Source organism: Nocardioides mangrovi (assembly GCF_020073815.1).
Lineage (GTDB): Bacteria > Actinomycetota > Actinomycetes > Propionibacteriales > Nocardioidaceae > Nocardioides > Nocardioides mangrovi.
The window spans coordinates 67,453-82,361 of sequence record NZ_JAIQZJ010000007.1 but is presented as its reverse complement, the minus strand read 5'-3'; the positions used below and the strand labels follow the sequence as shown (position 1 = coordinate 82,361).

Annotated in this window: 16 protein-coding genes; 7 read left to right on the top strand and 9 right to left on the bottom strand. The window is 74.5% G+C overall.

Going from position 1 to position 14,909, the window contains the following annotated elements; genetic code table 11:
* Positions 1–75: 75 nt before the first annotated feature.
* The 4 genes from K8U61_RS12920 to sp36 are packed head-to-tail and all read right to left on the bottom strand — an operon-like array spanning position 76 to position 2,367.
* Positions 76–891 (bottom strand): MBL fold metallo-hydrolase, encoded by an 816-nt coding sequence (locus K8U61_RS12920; RefSeq protein WP_224123441.1) that lies wholly within the window; start codon positions 889–891, stop codon positions 76–78.
* The gene (locus K8U61_RS12915) at positions 888–1,757 is read right to left on the bottom strand and encodes an NUDIX hydrolase (protein WP_224123440.1); all 870 of its coding nucleotides are present in this window, start codon (positions 1,755–1,757) and stop codon (positions 888–890) included. Before K8U61_RS12915 ends, K8U61_RS12920 begins: the two co-directional genes overlap by 4 nt.
* Positions 1,754–2,215 carry a RidA family protein gene (locus tag K8U61_RS12910; RefSeq protein ID WP_224123439.1) on the bottom strand — a complete coding sequence of 154 codons (462 nt, stop codon included), beginning with the start codon at positions 2,213–2,215 and terminating at the stop codon, positions 1,754–1,756. The genes K8U61_RS12915 and K8U61_RS12910 overlap by 4 nt, the downstream gene beginning before the upstream one ends.
* Positions 2,212–2,367, bottom strand: coding sequence for a Sp36 family protein (gene sp36, locus K8U61_RS12905; protein ID WP_224123438.1), 156 nt, complete (start codon positions 2,365–2,367; stop codon positions 2,212–2,214). The genes K8U61_RS12910 and sp36 overlap by 4 nt, the downstream gene beginning before the upstream one ends.
* Positions 2,368–2,458: 91 nt before the next feature.
* On the opposite strand from sp36, the gene K8U61_RS12900 reads away from it, so the two are divergent.
* From K8U61_RS12900 to K8U61_RS12885, 4 genes are all read left to right on the top strand, one after another.
* On the top strand, positions 2,459–3,607 hold the full coding sequence (locus K8U61_RS12900) for a sensor histidine kinase (protein WP_224123437.1): 1,149 nt from the start codon (positions 2,459–2,461) through the stop codon (positions 3,605–3,607).
* Positions 3,604–4,275 carry a response regulator gene (locus K8U61_RS12895; RefSeq protein WP_224123436.1) on the top strand — a complete coding sequence of 224 codons (672 nt, stop codon included), beginning with the start codon at positions 3,604–3,606 and terminating at the stop codon, positions 4,273–4,275. The genes K8U61_RS12900 and K8U61_RS12895 overlap by 4 nt, the downstream gene beginning before the upstream one ends.
* 65 nt (positions 4,276–4,340) lie before the next feature.
* Positions 4,341–5,051 (top strand): ABC transporter ATP-binding protein, encoded by a 711-nt coding sequence (locus K8U61_RS12890; protein WP_224123435.1) that lies wholly within the window; start codon positions 4,341–4,343, stop codon positions 5,049–5,051.
* The gene (locus K8U61_RS12885) at positions 5,048–7,468 is read left to right on the top strand and encodes an ABC transporter permease (protein ID WP_224123434.1); all 2,421 of its coding nucleotides are present in this window, start codon (positions 5,048–5,050) and stop codon (positions 7,466–7,468) included. The genes K8U61_RS12890 and K8U61_RS12885 overlap by 4 nt, the downstream gene beginning before the upstream one ends.
* Positions 7,469–7,471: 3 nt before the next feature.
* Here the strand turns inward: K8U61_RS12885 and K8U61_RS12880 are convergent, their stop codons facing one another.
* Complete coding sequence (locus tag K8U61_RS12880; RefSeq protein WP_224123433.1) at positions 7,472–8,326, bottom strand: sigma-70 family RNA polymerase sigma factor; 855 nt, start codon at positions 8,324–8,326, stop codon at positions 7,472–7,474.
* A gap of 252 nt (positions 8,327–8,578) precedes the next feature.
* On the opposite strand from K8U61_RS12880, the gene K8U61_RS12875 reads away from it, so the two are divergent.
* On the top strand, positions 8,579–9,964 hold the full coding sequence (locus K8U61_RS12875; protein ID WP_224123432.1) for an MFS transporter: 1,386 nt from the start codon (positions 8,579–8,581) through the stop codon (positions 9,962–9,964).
* Here K8U61_RS12875 and sigJ read toward each other — a convergent pair.
* From sigJ to K8U61_RS12855, 4 genes are read right to left on the bottom strand one after another with little or no spacing between them, the layout of a single operon-like run.
* Entirely contained in the window at positions 9,924–10,775 is an 852-nt protein-coding gene (gene sigJ, locus K8U61_RS12870) for an RNA polymerase sigma factor SigJ (protein ID WP_224123431.1), read from the bottom strand. The genes K8U61_RS12875 and sigJ overlap by 41 nt on opposite strands.
* Positions 10,772–11,509: an SDR family oxidoreductase gene (locus tag K8U61_RS12865; RefSeq protein ID WP_224123430.1), complete on the bottom strand. Its 738-nt coding sequence runs from the start codon at positions 11,507–11,509 to the stop codon at positions 10,772–10,774. The genes sigJ and K8U61_RS12865 overlap by 4 nt, the downstream gene beginning before the upstream one ends.
* 48 nt (positions 11,510–11,557) lie before the next feature.
* A complete protein-coding gene (locus K8U61_RS12860) occupies positions 11,558–12,202 on the bottom strand; it encodes a CoA transferase subunit B (protein WP_224123429.1) in 645 nt (214 codons plus the stop codon).
* Entirely contained in the window at positions 12,199–12,987 is a 789-nt protein-coding gene (locus K8U61_RS12855) for a CoA transferase subunit A (protein WP_224123428.1), read from the bottom strand. Before K8U61_RS12855 ends, K8U61_RS12860 begins: the two co-directional genes overlap by 4 nt.
* 103 nt (positions 12,988–13,090) lie before the next feature.
* Between K8U61_RS12855 and K8U61_RS12850 the strand changes: the two genes are divergently transcribed.
* Positions 13,091–13,843 carry an IclR family transcriptional regulator gene (locus tag K8U61_RS12850; RefSeq protein WP_224123427.1) on the top strand — a complete coding sequence of 251 codons (753 nt, stop codon included), beginning with the start codon at positions 13,091–13,093 and terminating at the stop codon, positions 13,841–13,843.
* A 28-nt stretch (positions 13,844–13,871) separates the two neighbouring features.
* A complete protein-coding gene (bagA, locus tag K8U61_RS12845; RefSeq protein ID WP_224123426.1) occupies positions 13,872–14,888 on the top strand; it encodes an ATPase BagA in 1,017 nt (338 codons plus the stop codon).
* Positions 14,889–14,909 lie beyond the last annotated feature (21 nt).

The following is a 14,909-nucleotide window of genomic DNA, read 5'->3' as shown; positions in this document are numbered from 1 at the left end:
GGTCCGGGCCGCACCTGTGGACGTCGACTGGCCCCGACTCAACCGTCCCGGACCTACGACTCGGGCGTCCTGAACCTACGACTCGCGGGTGGCGAGGTAGGCGAGCTGCGCGCGGACGGAGAGCTCGGCCGCGCCCCAGAGGGACTCGTCGACGTCGGCGTAGACGACCTCGACGACCCGGCGGGGCAGGGTGTCGTCCTCGGCGAGCTCGGCCGAGAGCGGTACGGCGAGCTCGCGCAGCGCGGACTCGACCTGTGCCAGCCGCTCACGGCGGTGGGCGAGGTAGAAGTCGAGGACGCCGAGGGCGTCGGCGAGCACGGGTCCGTGCGCGGGCCAGAGCGTCGAGACCTCGCCGGTGAGGACGAGCTCGCGCATCCGCGAGATCGAGTCGAAGTAGGGGCCGAGCTGACCGTCGGGGTGCGCAACGACCGTGGTCCCGCGGCCGAGCACCATGTCACCGGTCAGCAGCGCGCCGTCGCCGGGGAGCACGAAGGAGACCGAGTCGGCGGTGTGCCCGGGCGTGGTCAGCACCCGCAGCGACAGCCCGTCGACCGTGAGGTCCTCGCCGTCGCGGAGCGGGTCGGCGTCGAGGCAGTACGCCGGGTCGACGGCGCGCACGGCGCAGCCCTTCGTCCGGGCGAACTCGTGGGCCACCTCGGCGTGGTCGTAGTGGTGGTGCGTGAGCAGCACCAGCCCGACGTCGCCGAGCTCGCTGACGAGGCGGCCCAGGTGGCCGTCCTCGATCGGACCCGGGTCGACGACCACGACCTGGCTCGCCCCCGGCTCGCGCAGCACCCAGGTGTTGGTGCCGTCGAGGGTCATGATGTTCGGGTTGGGTGCGAGCAGGCACTCGCCCCGCGCGCCGAAGGAGCCGCCCTCCCAGGGGCTCACGCGCGCCGCCGCGCGGCCACCAGCGGCCGCAGCCGGTCCGGCATCGACAGCGTCCAGCCCTCGCCGAGCGGCTCGACGGTCGGGCAGAACATCTCCACCGACCGCGACGCCGCGACCTCCTGCACCTCCGCGGGCGAGGCGTGCTCGCCGATCTCCATCGAGGTGAGGTACGTCGGGGGCATCAGCGCCAGGTCGCCCGTGTCGGCCTGCACGGCGGCGGTGCGCGCGGGGATCCACGCGACCTCCGACGACTCGGTCGACACGTCGCGGGTCACCTGCCCCTCCGGCAGCGACGCGACGAAGAACCACGTGCGGTAGCGCTTGGGCTCGAAGATCGGGGTCAGCCAGGCGTCCCAGACGCCCAGCAGGTCGGTGCGCAGCACCAGCCCGCGACGGGTGAGGAAGTCGGTCAGCGACAGGTCGCGGGACTCCAGGGCGACCCGGTCGGCCTCCCAGTCGTCCGCGGTCGTGTCGGCGACGACGGTGGTGTCCGACGTACCGGCGAGCAGGACCCCGGACTCCTCGAAGGTCTCGCGCACGGCGGCGCACACCAGCGCCCGCGCGGTCTCCTCGTCGCAGCCGAGCCGGGCGGCCCAGGCCGACGGCGGCGGGCCGGCCCAGCCGACCTCGGCGTCGAAGTCGCGGGGATCCACGCCGCCACCGGGGTAGACGCACATGCCACCCGCGAAGGCCATCGAGACCTGGCGGCGCAGGTAATAGAGCTCCGGCCCGTCGGCCGACGGGCGCATCAGGATCACCGTCGCCGCGTTGCGCGGCTCGGCCGGCGTCTGGCGTCCCTCGGCGTACTCGCGCGCGACGTCGACCAACCGGTCCGGCAGCGGGACCGGCGGCAGCGGGATCCTCACGAGACCCGGACCACGATCTCGACCTCGACCGGGGCGTCGAGCGGCAGCACCGGCACGCCGACGGCCGAGCGGGCGTGCACGCCGGCGACTCCGAAGACCTTGCCGAGCAGCTCGGAGGCGCCGTTGGCGACCTGCGGCTGACCGGTGAAGTCGGGGGTGGAGGCGACGAACGCGACGACCTTGACGACCTGGGCGACCCGGTCGAGGTCGCCGACCACGGACTTCACCGCGGCGATCGCGTTGAGCGCGCACTGCTGCGCGCAGGCGGCGGCCTCCTCCGCGGAGACCTCCCCGCCGACCTTGCCGGTCAGCATCAGCTCGCCGTCGCGCATCGGCAGCTGGCCGGAGGTGAAGACGTGGTCGCCGGAGGCCACGGCCGGGATGTACACCGCGACCGGCTTCGCCACCGCCGGTACGGCGAGGCCGAGCTCGGCGAGGCGGTCCTCGGGCGCGCTCACTGGACGGGCCGCTTGAAGTAGCCGACCAGGTTCTCGGGGTTCATCCCCGGCGCGATCTGCACCAGCTCCCAGCCGTCGGCCCCGAAGTTGTCCAGGATCTGCTTCGCGGCATGCGTCAGGATCGGCGCGGTCAGGTACTCCCACTTCGTCATGGCTCGCACCCTACTCGCGGCGTACGCTGCCGCACGCGCGTCCACCCGTGGTCGGACGCGCGTGGCAGCGCCCACAACTAGGGTCGCTGACGTGACCACGCTCGCCCACCGTCAGCCCTGGCGACTCGGGCCTCGGGGCGAGCGGTGGTTCGACGCGACGCTCGCGACCGCCCTGCTCCTGCCGGCCCTGGCGATCCCGTTCACGGACGCCGGGTGGGCCGGCTTCGGTCTCGCGGTCGCCCAGCTGGTCCCCCTCTTCTGGCGACGCCACCACGCCGTGCTCGCCTACGCCGTCGTCGCGACCGCCAGTGCCGCGCAGGCCGTGCTCCTCGACACCCCGCTCTGGAGCCAGGTCGCCTTCCCGGTCGCCGTCTACTCCGTGGCCCGCTTCGCCTCCACCGGGAGGGGCCTCGCGGCGCTGGGCGTCGGTCTCTGCGGTGCCGTGGTCGCCGCCATCCGCTGGGTCCTCGGCTTCGGCGGCGACCTCGAGGCCGACCCGGTCGTCGCTTACACGACCACCATCGCGACCATCGTGGTCAGCGCCTGGGCCCTCGGCGCCCTGGCCCGTACCCGCCGGGCGTACGTCGACGCGCTCGTCGAGCGCTCCGAGCAGATCCGCCGCGACGCCGAGCAGCAGGTCGCCCTGGCGGCCGCCGACGAGCGGGCCCGGATCGCCCGCGAGATGCACGACGTCGTCGCGCACGGGCTGTCCACGATCGTGGTGCAGGCCGACGGCGCCCGCTACGCCGCCCCTCAGGACCCGACCGTCGCCGCCGACGCCCTCGCGACGATCTCGGCCACGGGGCGGGAGGCGCTCGTGGAGATGCGCCGGATGCTCGGCCTGCTCCGCTCCGAGGACCCGACCGGCACCCGGCCGCAGCCGGGTCTGGCGGACCTCGCGGGCCTGGTCGCGGGGGACCACGTCGCGGCGACGCTGCCCTCCCCGGCGTCCGGTGTGCCGGACGGGGTCGCGCTCACGACGTACCGCGTCGTCCAGGAGGCGCTGACCAACGTCCGCCGGCACGCCGGCCCCGACGCCCACGCCCGGGTCGAGGTCGCGGTCGGCGACGCCGTCACCGTGCTCGTCGAGGACGACGGTCGCGGTGCGAGCGCTCCGGCGGACGGGCGCGGACTCGGCCTCCTCGGCATGCGCGAGCGGGTGACCGCCCACGGCGGCACCCTCGAGGCCGGACCTCGGCCCGGTGGCGGCTGGCGCGTGGCGGCGAGGATGCCGCTGTGAGCGACGAGCAGATCCGGGTCTTCCTCGTCGACGACCAGCAGCTGGTGCGTGGAGGCTTCCGGATGCTCGTCGAGAGCCAGGCGGACATGACCGTGGTCGGCGAGGCCGGTGACGGCGGCGAGGCGGTCGAGCGGCTCGGCGTCACCCGCGCCGACGTGGTGCTGATGGACGTCCGGATGCCGCGTCTGGACGGCGTCGAGGCGACCCGCGCCCTCACCGGGCGGGGCGAGCTGCCCCGGATCGTGGTGCTGACGACGTTCGACCTCGACGAGTACGCGTTCGCCGCCATCAAGGCCGGGGCCGCGGCGTTCCTGCTCAAGGACGCTCCTCCCGACGACCTGCTCACCGCGATCCGTACCGTCCACGCCGGCGACTCCGTGGTCGCACCGAGCACCACGCGGCGGCTGCTCGACCGGTTCGCCGCGGTGCTGCCGGAGCCCGGCGACGCCGCGCCCGACGAGCGGCTCCTCGGCCTCACCGACCGCGAGCGGGAGGTGCTGGTGCTCATCGGTCGCGGTCGGTCGAACACCGAGATCGCAGCCGACCTCGTCGTCGCCGAGGCCACCGTGAAGACCCACGTCGGCCGGCTCCTGGCCAAGACGGGGTCGCGCGACCGCGTGCAGCTGGTCGTGCTGGCGTACGAGACCGGCCTGGTGCGTACGACCTGAGTCGTACGCCGGGACCGTCCCGCGGGCTGACGATCGGCCGCTCGGTCCTCGCGAGAGTCGTGGTCATGACCACGACCGCCACCCAGGCCACCGCCCTCGCCGCCAGCGCCCGCGGCCTCACCCGTGTCTACGGACGCGGCGACACCGCCGTCCACGCGCTCCGCGGCGTCGACCTCGACCTGCCCGCCGGCCAGTTCACCGCGATCATGGGCCCGTCCGGCTCGGGCAAGTCCACGCTCATGCACTGCCTCGCCGGCCTCGACACCCCGACCTCCGGCAGCGTCACCGTCGCCGGCTGCGCACTGCAGGACCTGGACGACACCGCGCTCACGATCTTCCGTCGCGATCACGTCGGCTTCGTCTTCCAGTCCTTCAACCTGCTCCCGATGCTCACCGCGGGTCAGAACATCCTCCTCCCGCTCGAGCTCGCCGGCCGCCGCCTCGACGCCGAGGCGCGCGCCCGCTACGACCTGGTCGTCGACGTGCTCGGCATCCGCGACCGGCTCGGCCACCGTCCCGCCGAGCTCTCCGGCGGTCAGCAGCAGCGCGTGGCCATCGCCCGCGCGCTGGTCAGCCGGCCGGCCATCGTCTTCGCCGACGAGCCCACCGGCAACCTCGACAGCGAGACCTCCGCCGAGGTCCTCGGCTTCCTGCGCCGCTCCGTGCGCGAGCTCGGCCAGACGGTCGTCATGGTGACCCACGAGGACGGTGCGGCGACGTACGCCGACGACGTCGTGGTCATCGCCGACGGTGTCGTCGCGGGACCCGCGGCATGAGGACCGTGCTGCGCGCGTCGCTGCGCACCCACACCCGCCGCTACGTCTCCGCGGCCATCGCGGTCGTCATCGGCGTCTCCTTCATCGTCGTCACCAGCCTGCTCTCCGACGCGACCCGCGCCGGGCTGGTGGCCGGCGTCGAGCTGCCCTACCGCGGCGCCGACGTGGTCGTCACCGACGTCGACGCCGACCAGGCCGCCCGGATCGTCGGGCATGCGGAGGCCGGCGACGACGCGGCCGCGGTGCTCGGCTGGACGCCCCAGCCGGTGCGGATCGGCGGCCGCCTGGTCGGCGAGCGAACCGACGTCGGTGGGATCGCCACCGACCCGGCGCTGCGCTGGCAGGTCCTGCGCGAGGGACGCTTCCCGACCGGACCGGGCGAGGTCGTCGCCGACACCAACGCGGTCAAGGGCCGCGACGTCGCCGTCGGCGACCCCGTGGAGATCGGCACCGGGCGCCACACGGTCGAGGCCACCCTCGTGGGCCTCGTCGACACCCCGTCCGCCAGCGCCGGCGCCGACCTCTACCTGACCTGGCCGGACCTCCACGCCGTCGACGACGACCTGTGGGTCGACTCCGTCGCGTACGCCGGCCCCGGCTCGGCCTCCCTCGCCGACGCGTTGCCAGCGGGCGCACGCGTGCAGTCGCGCGACGCCTTCGTCGAGGACCGCCAGGCCGAGCTGACCAACGAGGTCAACGTGCTGGCGATCCTGCTGCTCGTCTTCGCCGCGATCGCGCTCTTCGTGTCGGTGCTGGTCATCGCCAACACCTTCTCCATCCTCTTCGCCCAGCGCGCCCGCGACTTCGCGCTCCTCCGCTGCGTCGGGGCCACCCGCCGCCAGGTGCTCCGGGCGGTCCGGCTCGAGGCGCTCGCGCTCGGAGTCGCCTCCGCCGCGCTCGGCCTGGTCGCCGGCACCGGCCTCGGCTACCTGCTGGTCGCCCTCGCGAAGGGCGCGCTGCCGAGCGGCAGCATGGCCTTCCCCGTCCCCGACCCGCGCTGGTACGTCGGTGCCCTCGTCACCGGGGTGCTCGTCACCGTGGTCGCGGCCTGGCTGCCCACGCGGCGGGCGGTCCGGGTCAGCCCCCTCGCCGCGCTCCGTCCCGACGACTCGACGAGCGTCCACACCGGCGCCGGCCGGATGCGGGTGCTCCTCGGCCTGGTCGCCGTCGCGACCGGCGTCGGCCTCCTTGCCCTCTCGATCAGCGCGACCAGCCCGTCCGCGATGGTGCTCGGGGGCACCGTCTCGTTCAGTGGCGTGCTGCTCCTGGGCCCGGTGCTGGTCCCCGGGCTGATCCGCGCGGTCGGGGTCGTGGGCGGACGGATGCTGGGCGCGCCCGCGCGCCTGGCGGCCCACAACGCCGTGCGCCACCCGCGCCGGACCGCCGCCACGACGGCGTCCCTGCTCGTCGGCGTCACCCTCACCACGGCCGTCCTGGTCGGCCTGGCCAGCTCACGGAGCGCCGTCGAGGCGGACCTCGACTCCGACTACCCGGTGGACGTGACCCTCACCGGCTCGGGCTCCGCACTGCCCGCCGGGCTGGTCGACGACGTGCGCGGCACACCCGGGGTCGGCTCCGCCGTCGCGCTCGAGGGCGCGGTGGGCTCGGTCACCGGCGCCGGCCGACTGCCGGTCGTCGCGGTCACCGGGACCGACGCGGTCGTGCACGGCTCGCCCCGTCCGGCCCACCCCGGCGCGCACGAGGTCTGGCTCCCCCGGGACCTCCTTCGGAACGGCCTGCACGACGGCGACCGGGCGACCGTGCGGATCGGTGGCCGGAGCACGGTGCTGCGGGTGCGCGGCACGACCGGGTTCGGTGAGGCAGCACTGGTCGCACCCACCACGCTCAGCGGGCTGACCGGGGCACCGCAGCCGTGGGCGGTCTGGGTGCGCGCCACCGACGGCGCCGACGCAGAGGATCTCGGAGGCGACCTGGACGCGCTCGCCCGGCCGGCCGGGGCGGACCTGGTCGACGGGCTGCGAGACCGCGCGTGGGTGCTGCTGCAGCTCGACATCCTCACCGGGACCGTCGTCGCCCTGCTCGGGATCGCGGTGGTCATCGCGCTGATCGGCATCGGCAACACGCTGGGACTGTCGGTGCTCGAGCGCGGCCGGGAGAATGCGCTGCTGCGGGCACTGGGGCTGACCCGGCGCCAGCTCCGCGCGACGCTCGCGATGGAGGCGGTGCTGCTGTCGGTGGTCGCCACCGTGCTCGGCACCCTCATCGGCGTCGGCTTCGCGTGGGTGGCGGTGCACGCACTGGTGCAGGCCGCGGTCGACCGGGCCCCGACGGTGCTGCCGTGGGGTCAGCTCGCCCTGGTGGTGCTGGTCTCGGGAGCGGCCGGGCTGGTCTCCGCCGTGCTACCGGCCCGTCGGGCGGCGCGGGTGGCGCCCGCAGCCGGGCTCACGCTGGACTGACGGTCAGGCGGAGACGGCGACCGTCGGCACCCGCCGGGCGGCGTGACGGGCGACGACGGAGTCGACGTACTCGGCCTTGCGCCGCTCGGCGACGCCGGCGCGGTCGGCGGGCGCCTCGGCCAGCTGCGGCTCGAGCGCCTCGGTCATCACCCGGCGCAGGAGGACGAGGGCCTCGGCGCGGAGCTGGGAGACGCGCGACTCGGTGACGCCGAGCAGCTCGCCGATCTCGGCCATCGGCCGCTGCTCGAGGAAGTAGCCGCGGACGACCATCTGGAGGCGCTCGGGGAGCTCGCTGATGGCGTCGGCGAGGTACTCCAGCTGCTCGGTGCGCTCGCAGACCTCGGCCGGGCCGAGGACGCGCGACTCGGGCAGGTCGAGGGTGCCGTCCTCGGTGGCGTGGATGGAGAGCACGGTGGCCCGGGAGACGTCGGCGTCGGCGCGGTTGATGTCGGCGACGGAGACACCCATCGCCTCGGCGACCTTGGCGTCGTCGGGGAAGGCGCCGAGCGCGTTGGCGAGCCGCTGCCGGGTGGCCTCGATCTCGCGACCCCGGCGACGGACGGAGCGCGAGGCCCAGTCGATCGACCGCAGCTCGTCGAGCAGCGCGCCCCGGATCCGCGTGCCGGCGTACGCCGGGAACGGCACACCGAGCTCCGGGTCGAACGACTGCGCCGCCATCACCAGGGCCACCAGGCCGGCCGAGCGGAGGTCGTCGCGGTCGACCGTGGCCGGGATGCGGGCCGAGACCTCGCGCACGAGGTGCGCGACGAGCGGCACGTGCTGCTCCGCCAGGGCGGCGGGGTCGACGGGACGGGCGGCCGAGGTGTCAGCGTGGGTCACGGCTTCGGAACGGGTCACGTCCGAAATCGTGACGTCGTCTTGCGGATTCCTTCGGCTTTCTCGTCCGAAATAGTCCGAGTGGACTACGACCAGCTAGTTGGCACGGTCCGAACGGACCAGTCGGGCCGATCCGGGCGCATTCGCAGGTCGTCATGGATTCGACCCCACGGAAACGGGCGTCAAAGTGTCACTTGACTGCCGAATCCCTCGTTCGAGCCTCACCGAGAACCCGATTGACCTCAACCATGGTTGAGGTTCTAGCGTCACCCCGTGACTAGCACCCTCCCCGCCACCGGAGCCACCGCAGCCGCCGAGCCGCGCGTCCGGCTGCTCTCCCCGGCGTACGCCGTGACCACGGTGGGGATGTTCGCGCTCTGCGCGCTGGTGGCCTTCGAGGCGACCGCGGTGACCACGGTGATGCCGACGGTGGCCGCGGACCTGGACGGGGTCGGTCTCTACGCGCTCTCGTTCGCCGCGCCGCTCGCCAGCGGGGTGGTCGGCATGGTCGCGTCCGGCGCGTGGAGCGACCGGCGCGGGCCGGCCATCCCGCTGGTGGCCGCACTCCTCCTCTTCGGTCTCGGGCTGGTCGTCTGCGGCACGGCGCCCTCGATGGAGGTGCTGGTGGCCGGGCGGGTGGTCCAGGGACTCGGCGGCGGCGCCCTCACCGTCGGGCTGTACGTCGTGGTCGGACTCGTCTTCCCGCCGAGCCTCCAGCCGGCGGTCTTCGCCACCTTCGCGGCCGCCTGGGTGCTGCCCACCCTCTTCGGCCCGGCGCTGGCGGCATGGGTCGCGGCGACGTTCGGCTGGTCGTGGGTCTTCCTCGGCGCCGTCGTGCTGGTCGCCGGGGCGGCCGCCCTCGTCGCGCCGGCGCTGCTGCGGCTGGCGCCACCGGTCGCGGGCACGCCCACTCCGCGCAGCCGGCTCGTCTGGGCCGTCGTCGCCGCGGTCGCCGTGCTCGCGCTCGAGCTGCTGGGCTCCCGCCACCTGCCGGTCTCGCTGCTGGCCCTCGCAGCCGGGCTCGTCGTGGTCGCCGCGCTGCGCCGGCTGCTCCCCGCGGGCGCGCTGGTCGCCCGCGCGGGGCTGCCCGCCGTGGTCGCCGGCCGCGGGCTGATCAGTGCGGCCTTCTTCGTCGGGGAGGCGTACGTCGTCTTCGTGCTGATGGACCACTGGGGCCTCTCCGCCGGCCGGGCCGGGCTCGCGCTCACCGGGGTCGGGGTCGTGTGGGCCGCCGCCAGCCAGGCGCAGTCCCGGGTCGGCGACCGCGTCTCGCACCGGACCGCGATCTGCTGGGGCGCCGGGCTGCTGCTGGCCGGGCTGGTCGCCCTCACGGTGGTCGTGGCCGCCGACCTGCCCTGGGGCCTCGCGATGGCGTCGTACGTCCTGGCCGGGGCCGGGATGGGCTTCGGCTACCCGCGCACCGGCGTCGCGATGCTCGCGGCGTCGACCGACGCCGACCGCGGCTTCAACTCCTCGGCCCTCTCGGTCGCCGACTCCCTCGGCGCCGCGCTCTCGCTGTCGCTCTCGGGCGTCGTCTTCGGTGCGGCCGACCGGGGCGGGCTCGACCCCTTCCTCTCCGTCTTCGTGCTCGCCTGCGCGATCGCCGCGCTCGCCCTGGTCACCGCGACACGGACCGGAGCTTCTCGGGCGCGCGGATGATGTCGATGCGGGTGATCAGCTCGCCGTCGACGGTGAAGGACAGCACCGAGTGGAGCCCGTCGGCGTCGTAGAAGGCGACGCCGGTGCGCCCGTTGACGACCACGATCTCGGCGGTGCCCGGCTTGCGGGTCACGCCGGCCATGAAGCGGCCGACCCGGTCCGGGCCGACCACGGGGCGGCGCGCGGCGTTGACGACCCCGCCGCCGTCGCTGGTGAGGACGACGGCCGGGTCGAGCAGCCGCACCAGGCCGGACAGGTCGCCGCCGGCCGCGGCTCCCAGGAAGGCGCCGACCACCCGGTCGTGGGTGGACGGGTCGACCTCGACCCGCGGCGTCCCGGCCGCGACGTGCTGCCGCGCCCGCCGGGCGAGCTGACGCACCGCCTCGGGCGTCCGCCCGACCGCGGCGGCGACCTCGGCGAAGGGCATCTCGAAGATGTCGTGCAGCACCCACGCCGTCCGCTCCGCCGGGCTGAGCCGCTCGAGGGCGACCAGCAGCGCGTAGCGGACGGAGTCGTCCAGCGAGACCCGGTCCTCGAGCCCCGCCACGACCGGCTCGGGCAGCCACGGCCCGACGTACGACTCACGGCGCACGCGCGCCGAGCGCAGCACGTCGAGCGCGGCCCGCGCGACGGTCACCGTCGCCCAGGCGGCGACGTCGCGCACCGGCTCGCGCCCGTCGGCCGCGACCAGGCGCAGCCAGCAGTCGGCGACGACGTCCTCGGCCTCGGCGTGGCTGCCGAGGATCGCGTAGGCGACCCGCACCAGGCGCGCCCGCTCCGCGTCGTACGCCGCCGCCAGCCCGTCGGTCATCGGGCCGCGAGCCAGGCGTCGAACGTGATCGACCCGCGCGGCCCCGGTCCGGTCGGGCAGAGGGCTCCCGAGCGCATCGCGCGCCCGGCGGCGCCCGGCACCCGCACCGGGACGACGCGGGGGCGACCGGCCGCGACCCTGCGGGCCAGGTCGACCATGTCGAGGCGCTCCGGCCCGGCGAGATCCGGCACCCGCCCCGACGGACCCGCCTCGGCGAGGTCGACCAGTGCCTCGGCGACCTCGCGCGCGGCGACCGGCTGGCTCAGCATCCGCGGCACCAGGGCGAAGGGCCCGACCCGCACGAACCCGAGGACCTGCTCGGCGAACTCGTGGAACTGCGTCGCCCGCAGCACCGACCACGGGGTCGCGCCCTCGGCGAGCAGCCGCTCCTGGAGCCGCTTGCCGGCGTAGTAGCCGGTCTCGACGTCGTCGACGCCGACGATCGAGAGGGCCACGACGTACGCCGCTCCCGCGGCCTGGAGGTTGCGGGTGACGCCGCCGAAGAAGGCCTCGGACGCCTCCTTCTGCTGGGTCCGCACGCTCGTGACGTCGATGACGGCGTCGACGCCGGCGAGCCGCTCGGCGAGCCCGGCGCCGGTGGTGAGGTCGACGCCCTCCCCGCGGGAGAGCACCACGACGTCGTACCCGCGCTCGCGCGCGACGTCCACGACGTGGCGCCCGACGACGCCGGTGCCCCCGGCGACGGCGATCTTCATCTGCTCAGTCTTGTCCATGCCTGACTGACGAGACAGCAGGCCCGGGACGTGACATCGGCCCGGCGTTCAGGAGGTGATGATCTCCGGCTCGGTCTTCTCGCGGACCTCGTCCTCGGTGACGCCCGGGGCGAGCTCGACCAGGCGGAGCCCTCCCCCTTCGGATGCGGGGGCCACGTCGAGGACGCAGAGGTCGGTGATGATCCGCTGCACGCAGCCGCGGCCGGTGTAGGGCAGCGAGCACTCCTCGACGATCTTGTAGGTGCCGTCCTTGGCGACGTGCTCCATCAGCACGATCACCCGCTTGGCGCCGTTGACGAGGTCCATCGCGCCGCCCATCCCCTTGACCATCTTCCCGGGGATCATCCAGTTGGCGATGTCACCGGCCCTCGAGACCTGCATCGCACCCAGGATCGCGGCGTCGATCTTGCCGCCGCGGATCATCCCGAACGACGTCGCCGAGTCGAAGATGCTCGCGCCGGGCCGAAGGGTGACGGTCTCCTTGCCGGCGTTGATCAGGTCGGCGTCGACCTCGTCCTCGGTCGGGTAGGCGCCGGTGCCGAGCACGCCGTTCTCGCTCTGCAGCACCAGCTCGACCCCGTCGGGCACGTAGTTCGGCACCAGCGTCGGCAGCCCGATCCCCAGGTTGACGTAGGAACCGTCCGACAGCTCCGAGGCCGCCCGGGCGGCCATCTCCTCACGCGTCCAGCTCACGCCGACACCTCCCGGACGGTCCGCTTCTCGATCCGCTTGTCGGCGGCCTGCTCGGCGGTCAGCGCGACCACGCGCTGCACGAAGACCCCGGGCGTGTGGATCTGCATCGGGTCGAGCTCGCCGGGCTCGACCAGCTCCTCGACCTCGGCGACCGTGACCCGGCCGCACATCGCCGCCACGTTGTTGAAGTTGCCGGCCGACTGGCGGTAGACGAGGTTGCCGTGCCGGTCACCCTTCCAGGCCCGCACCAGCCCGAAGTCCGAGACGATCGCGTGCTCGAGCACGAACTCCTTCGGGCCCTCCGCGGTCTCGAAGACCTGGGTCTGCTTGGCCGGCGACGACACGACCACGTTCTCCGGCCCGTTGCCCACCCCGTCGTACCGCCACGGCAGGCCGCCCTCGGCGACCTGGGTGCCGACGCCGGTCGGGGTGAAGAACGCCGCGATCCCGGTGCCCCCGGCCCGCATCCGCTCGGCGAGCGTGCCCTGCGGCGTGAGCTCGACCTCGAGCTCACCGGCGAGGTACTGACGGGCGAACTCCTTGTTCTCCCCGACATACGACGAGACCATCCGCCGGATCCGCTTCTGCGCCAAAAGCAGCCCCAGGCCCCAGTCGTCGACGCCGCAGTTGTTGGAGACCGCCTCGAGGTCGGTCGTGCCCGCCTCCAGCAACGCCTCGATCAGCACCGACGGGATCCCGCACAACCCGAAGCCGCCGACCGACAGCGTCGCGCCGTCCGGAATGTCCGCGACGGCCTCCGCGGCCGACGCCACCACCTTGTCCATGCCGTCGATCCAAGACCGCCCGGTCGGCCCGGTCAACGCCCGACCATCCAGCAGACGGGAATCAGTCACCGAGTGGACGGAGCCGTGCACTAGCGTTCGCTGAATGGACACCCCAACGGACGTGGTCGGCCGGGTCGGCGCCGTGCTGCGGGCGGTGTCGGCGCAGGAGCCCGCCGGTGCGACCACGTCGTCGGTCGCCCGCGCCGCGGGCCTGGCCCGCCCGACCGTCCACCGGCTGCTGACCTCGCTGCTCGGCGAGGGCCTGGTCGACCGCGGCCCCGACGGCCGCTGGCTGCTCGGGCCCGAGCTCTACCTCCTCGGCGCCGCCGCCACGAGCCGGTACGACGTCACGGAGGTCGCCCAGCCGTTCGTCCGCCAGCTCGCGCTGGCCACGGGCGAGAGCGCCTTCTTCTCCGCCCGGCGCGGCGACGAGACCGTGTGCCTGCTCCGCGAGGACGGCAGCTTCCCGATCCGCTCCCACGTGCTCCACGAGGGCATCCGCTTCCCGCTCGGCGTCGCGTCGGCCGGGATGGCGGTGCTCGCCTACCTGACCGACGCCGAGGTCGACGCCCACCTCGGCCGCGCGGACCTCGCGGCGGCGTACGGCCCGGAGCACGCGCCCGACCGGGTGCGTGCACGGATCGCCGGGACCCGCGACCTCGGGTACGCCGTCAACCCCGGCCTGCTCGTGGAGGGCAGCTGGGGCATGGGTGCCGCGGTCTTCGACGCCGCGGGCCGGCCGCAGTGGGCGCTCAGCCTGACCGGGGTCGAGCAGCGGTTCGGCGCGGACCGGCGTCCCGAGCTGGGCGCGCTGCTGCTCCGGGCGGCCCACGGGTTGTCGACGTCACTGCGCTGACCGCGTCGCCCCGCCTACGCTGTCCGGCATGACGCAGCAGCCGGTGGACGCCGACTGGTCGCGGGTGCGCCTCCACGTCGTCACCGGCAAGGGCGGCACCGGCAAGTCGACCGTCGCCGCGGCGCTCGCGCTCGGGCTGGCCTCGCAGGGCAAGCAGGTGCTGCTGTGCGAGGTCGAGGGTCGCCAGGGCATCGCCCGGATGTTCGACGTCGACCCGCTCCCGTACGCCGAGCGCCGCATCGCCACCGGCCTGCGGGTCGGCGACCGGTCCCCTGGCGTCGTGCACGCGCTCCACATCGACGCGGAGTCCGCGCTGCTGGAGTACCTCGCGATGTACTACAAGCTCGGCCGGGCCGGGAAGGCGCTCGACCGCTTCGGCGTGGTCGAGTTCGCGACCACGATCGCCCCCGGCGTCCGTGACGTGCTGCTGACCGGCAAGGTCTTCGAGGCGGTCCAGCGCAACAGCCGCAACAAGGGCGCCACCCGCTACGACGCGGTCGTGCTCGACGCCCCGCCGACCGGGCGGATCACGCAGTTCCTCAACGTCAGCGGCGAGCTGGCGGGGCTGGCCAAGGTCGGCCCCATCAAGAGCCAGTCCGACACGATGATGACGCTCTTCCGCTCGCCCCGGACCGCCGTGCACCTGGTGACCGTGCTCGAGGAGATGCCGGTCCAGGAGACCGCCGACGGGATCGCCGACCTGCAGGCCGCGCGGCTCCCGGTCGGGGCGGTGATCGTCAACCAGGTCCGCCCGCGCGACATCTCGGCGGCGGACCTCGACGCCGCGCGCGCCGGCCACCTCGACGCAGCCGGCATCGCGCGCGACCTCAAGGAGGCCGGCGTCGACACCGGCGACGGGCTGGTCGACGGGCTGGTCGCCGAGGCGCACGACCACGCCGAGCGGCGCGCCCTGGAGGACGCCCAGCACGCCGTGGTCGGCGGGCTCGGGCGCCCGACGTACGAGCTCCCCCGGCTGGCCGGCGGCGTCGACCTCGGCGGCCTCTACGAGCTCGCCGGCTTCCTCAAGACCCAGGGCCTGGCATGACCACCCCACAGAACTGCGGCC

Excerpts from the sequence above, each read along its gene's own strand:
- sp36 (WP_224123438.1), bottom strand. The coding sequence starts at position 2,367 with ATGACGAAGTGGGAGTACCTGACCGCGCCGATCCTGACGCATGCCGCG.
- K8U61_RS12890 (WP_224123435.1), top strand. The coding sequence starts at position 4,341 with ATGACCACGACCGCCACCCAGGCCACCGCCCTCGCCGCCAGCGCCCGC.
- K8U61_RS12885 (WP_224123434.1), top strand. The coding sequence starts at position 5,048 with ATGAGGACCGTGCTGCGCGCGTCGCTGCGCACCCACACCCGCCGCTAC.
- sigJ (WP_224123431.1), bottom strand. The coding sequence starts at position 10,775 with ATGACCGACGGGCTGGCGGCGGCGTACGACGCGGAGCGGGCGCGCCTG.
- K8U61_RS12865 (WP_224123430.1), bottom strand. The coding sequence starts at position 11,509 with ATGGACAAGACTGAGCAGATGAAGATCGCCGTCGCCGGGGGCACCGGC.
- K8U61_RS12855 (WP_224123428.1), bottom strand. The coding sequence starts at position 12,987 with ATGGACAAGGTGGTGGCGTCGGCCGCGGAGGCCGTCGCGGACATTCCG.
- K8U61_RS12850 (WP_224123427.1), top strand. The coding sequence starts at position 13,091 with ATGGACACCCCAACGGACGTGGTCGGCCGGGTCGGCGCCGTGCTGCGG.
- bagA (WP_224123426.1), top strand. The coding sequence starts at position 13,872 with ATGACGCAGCAGCCGGTGGACGCCGACTGGTCGCGGGTGCGCCTCCAC.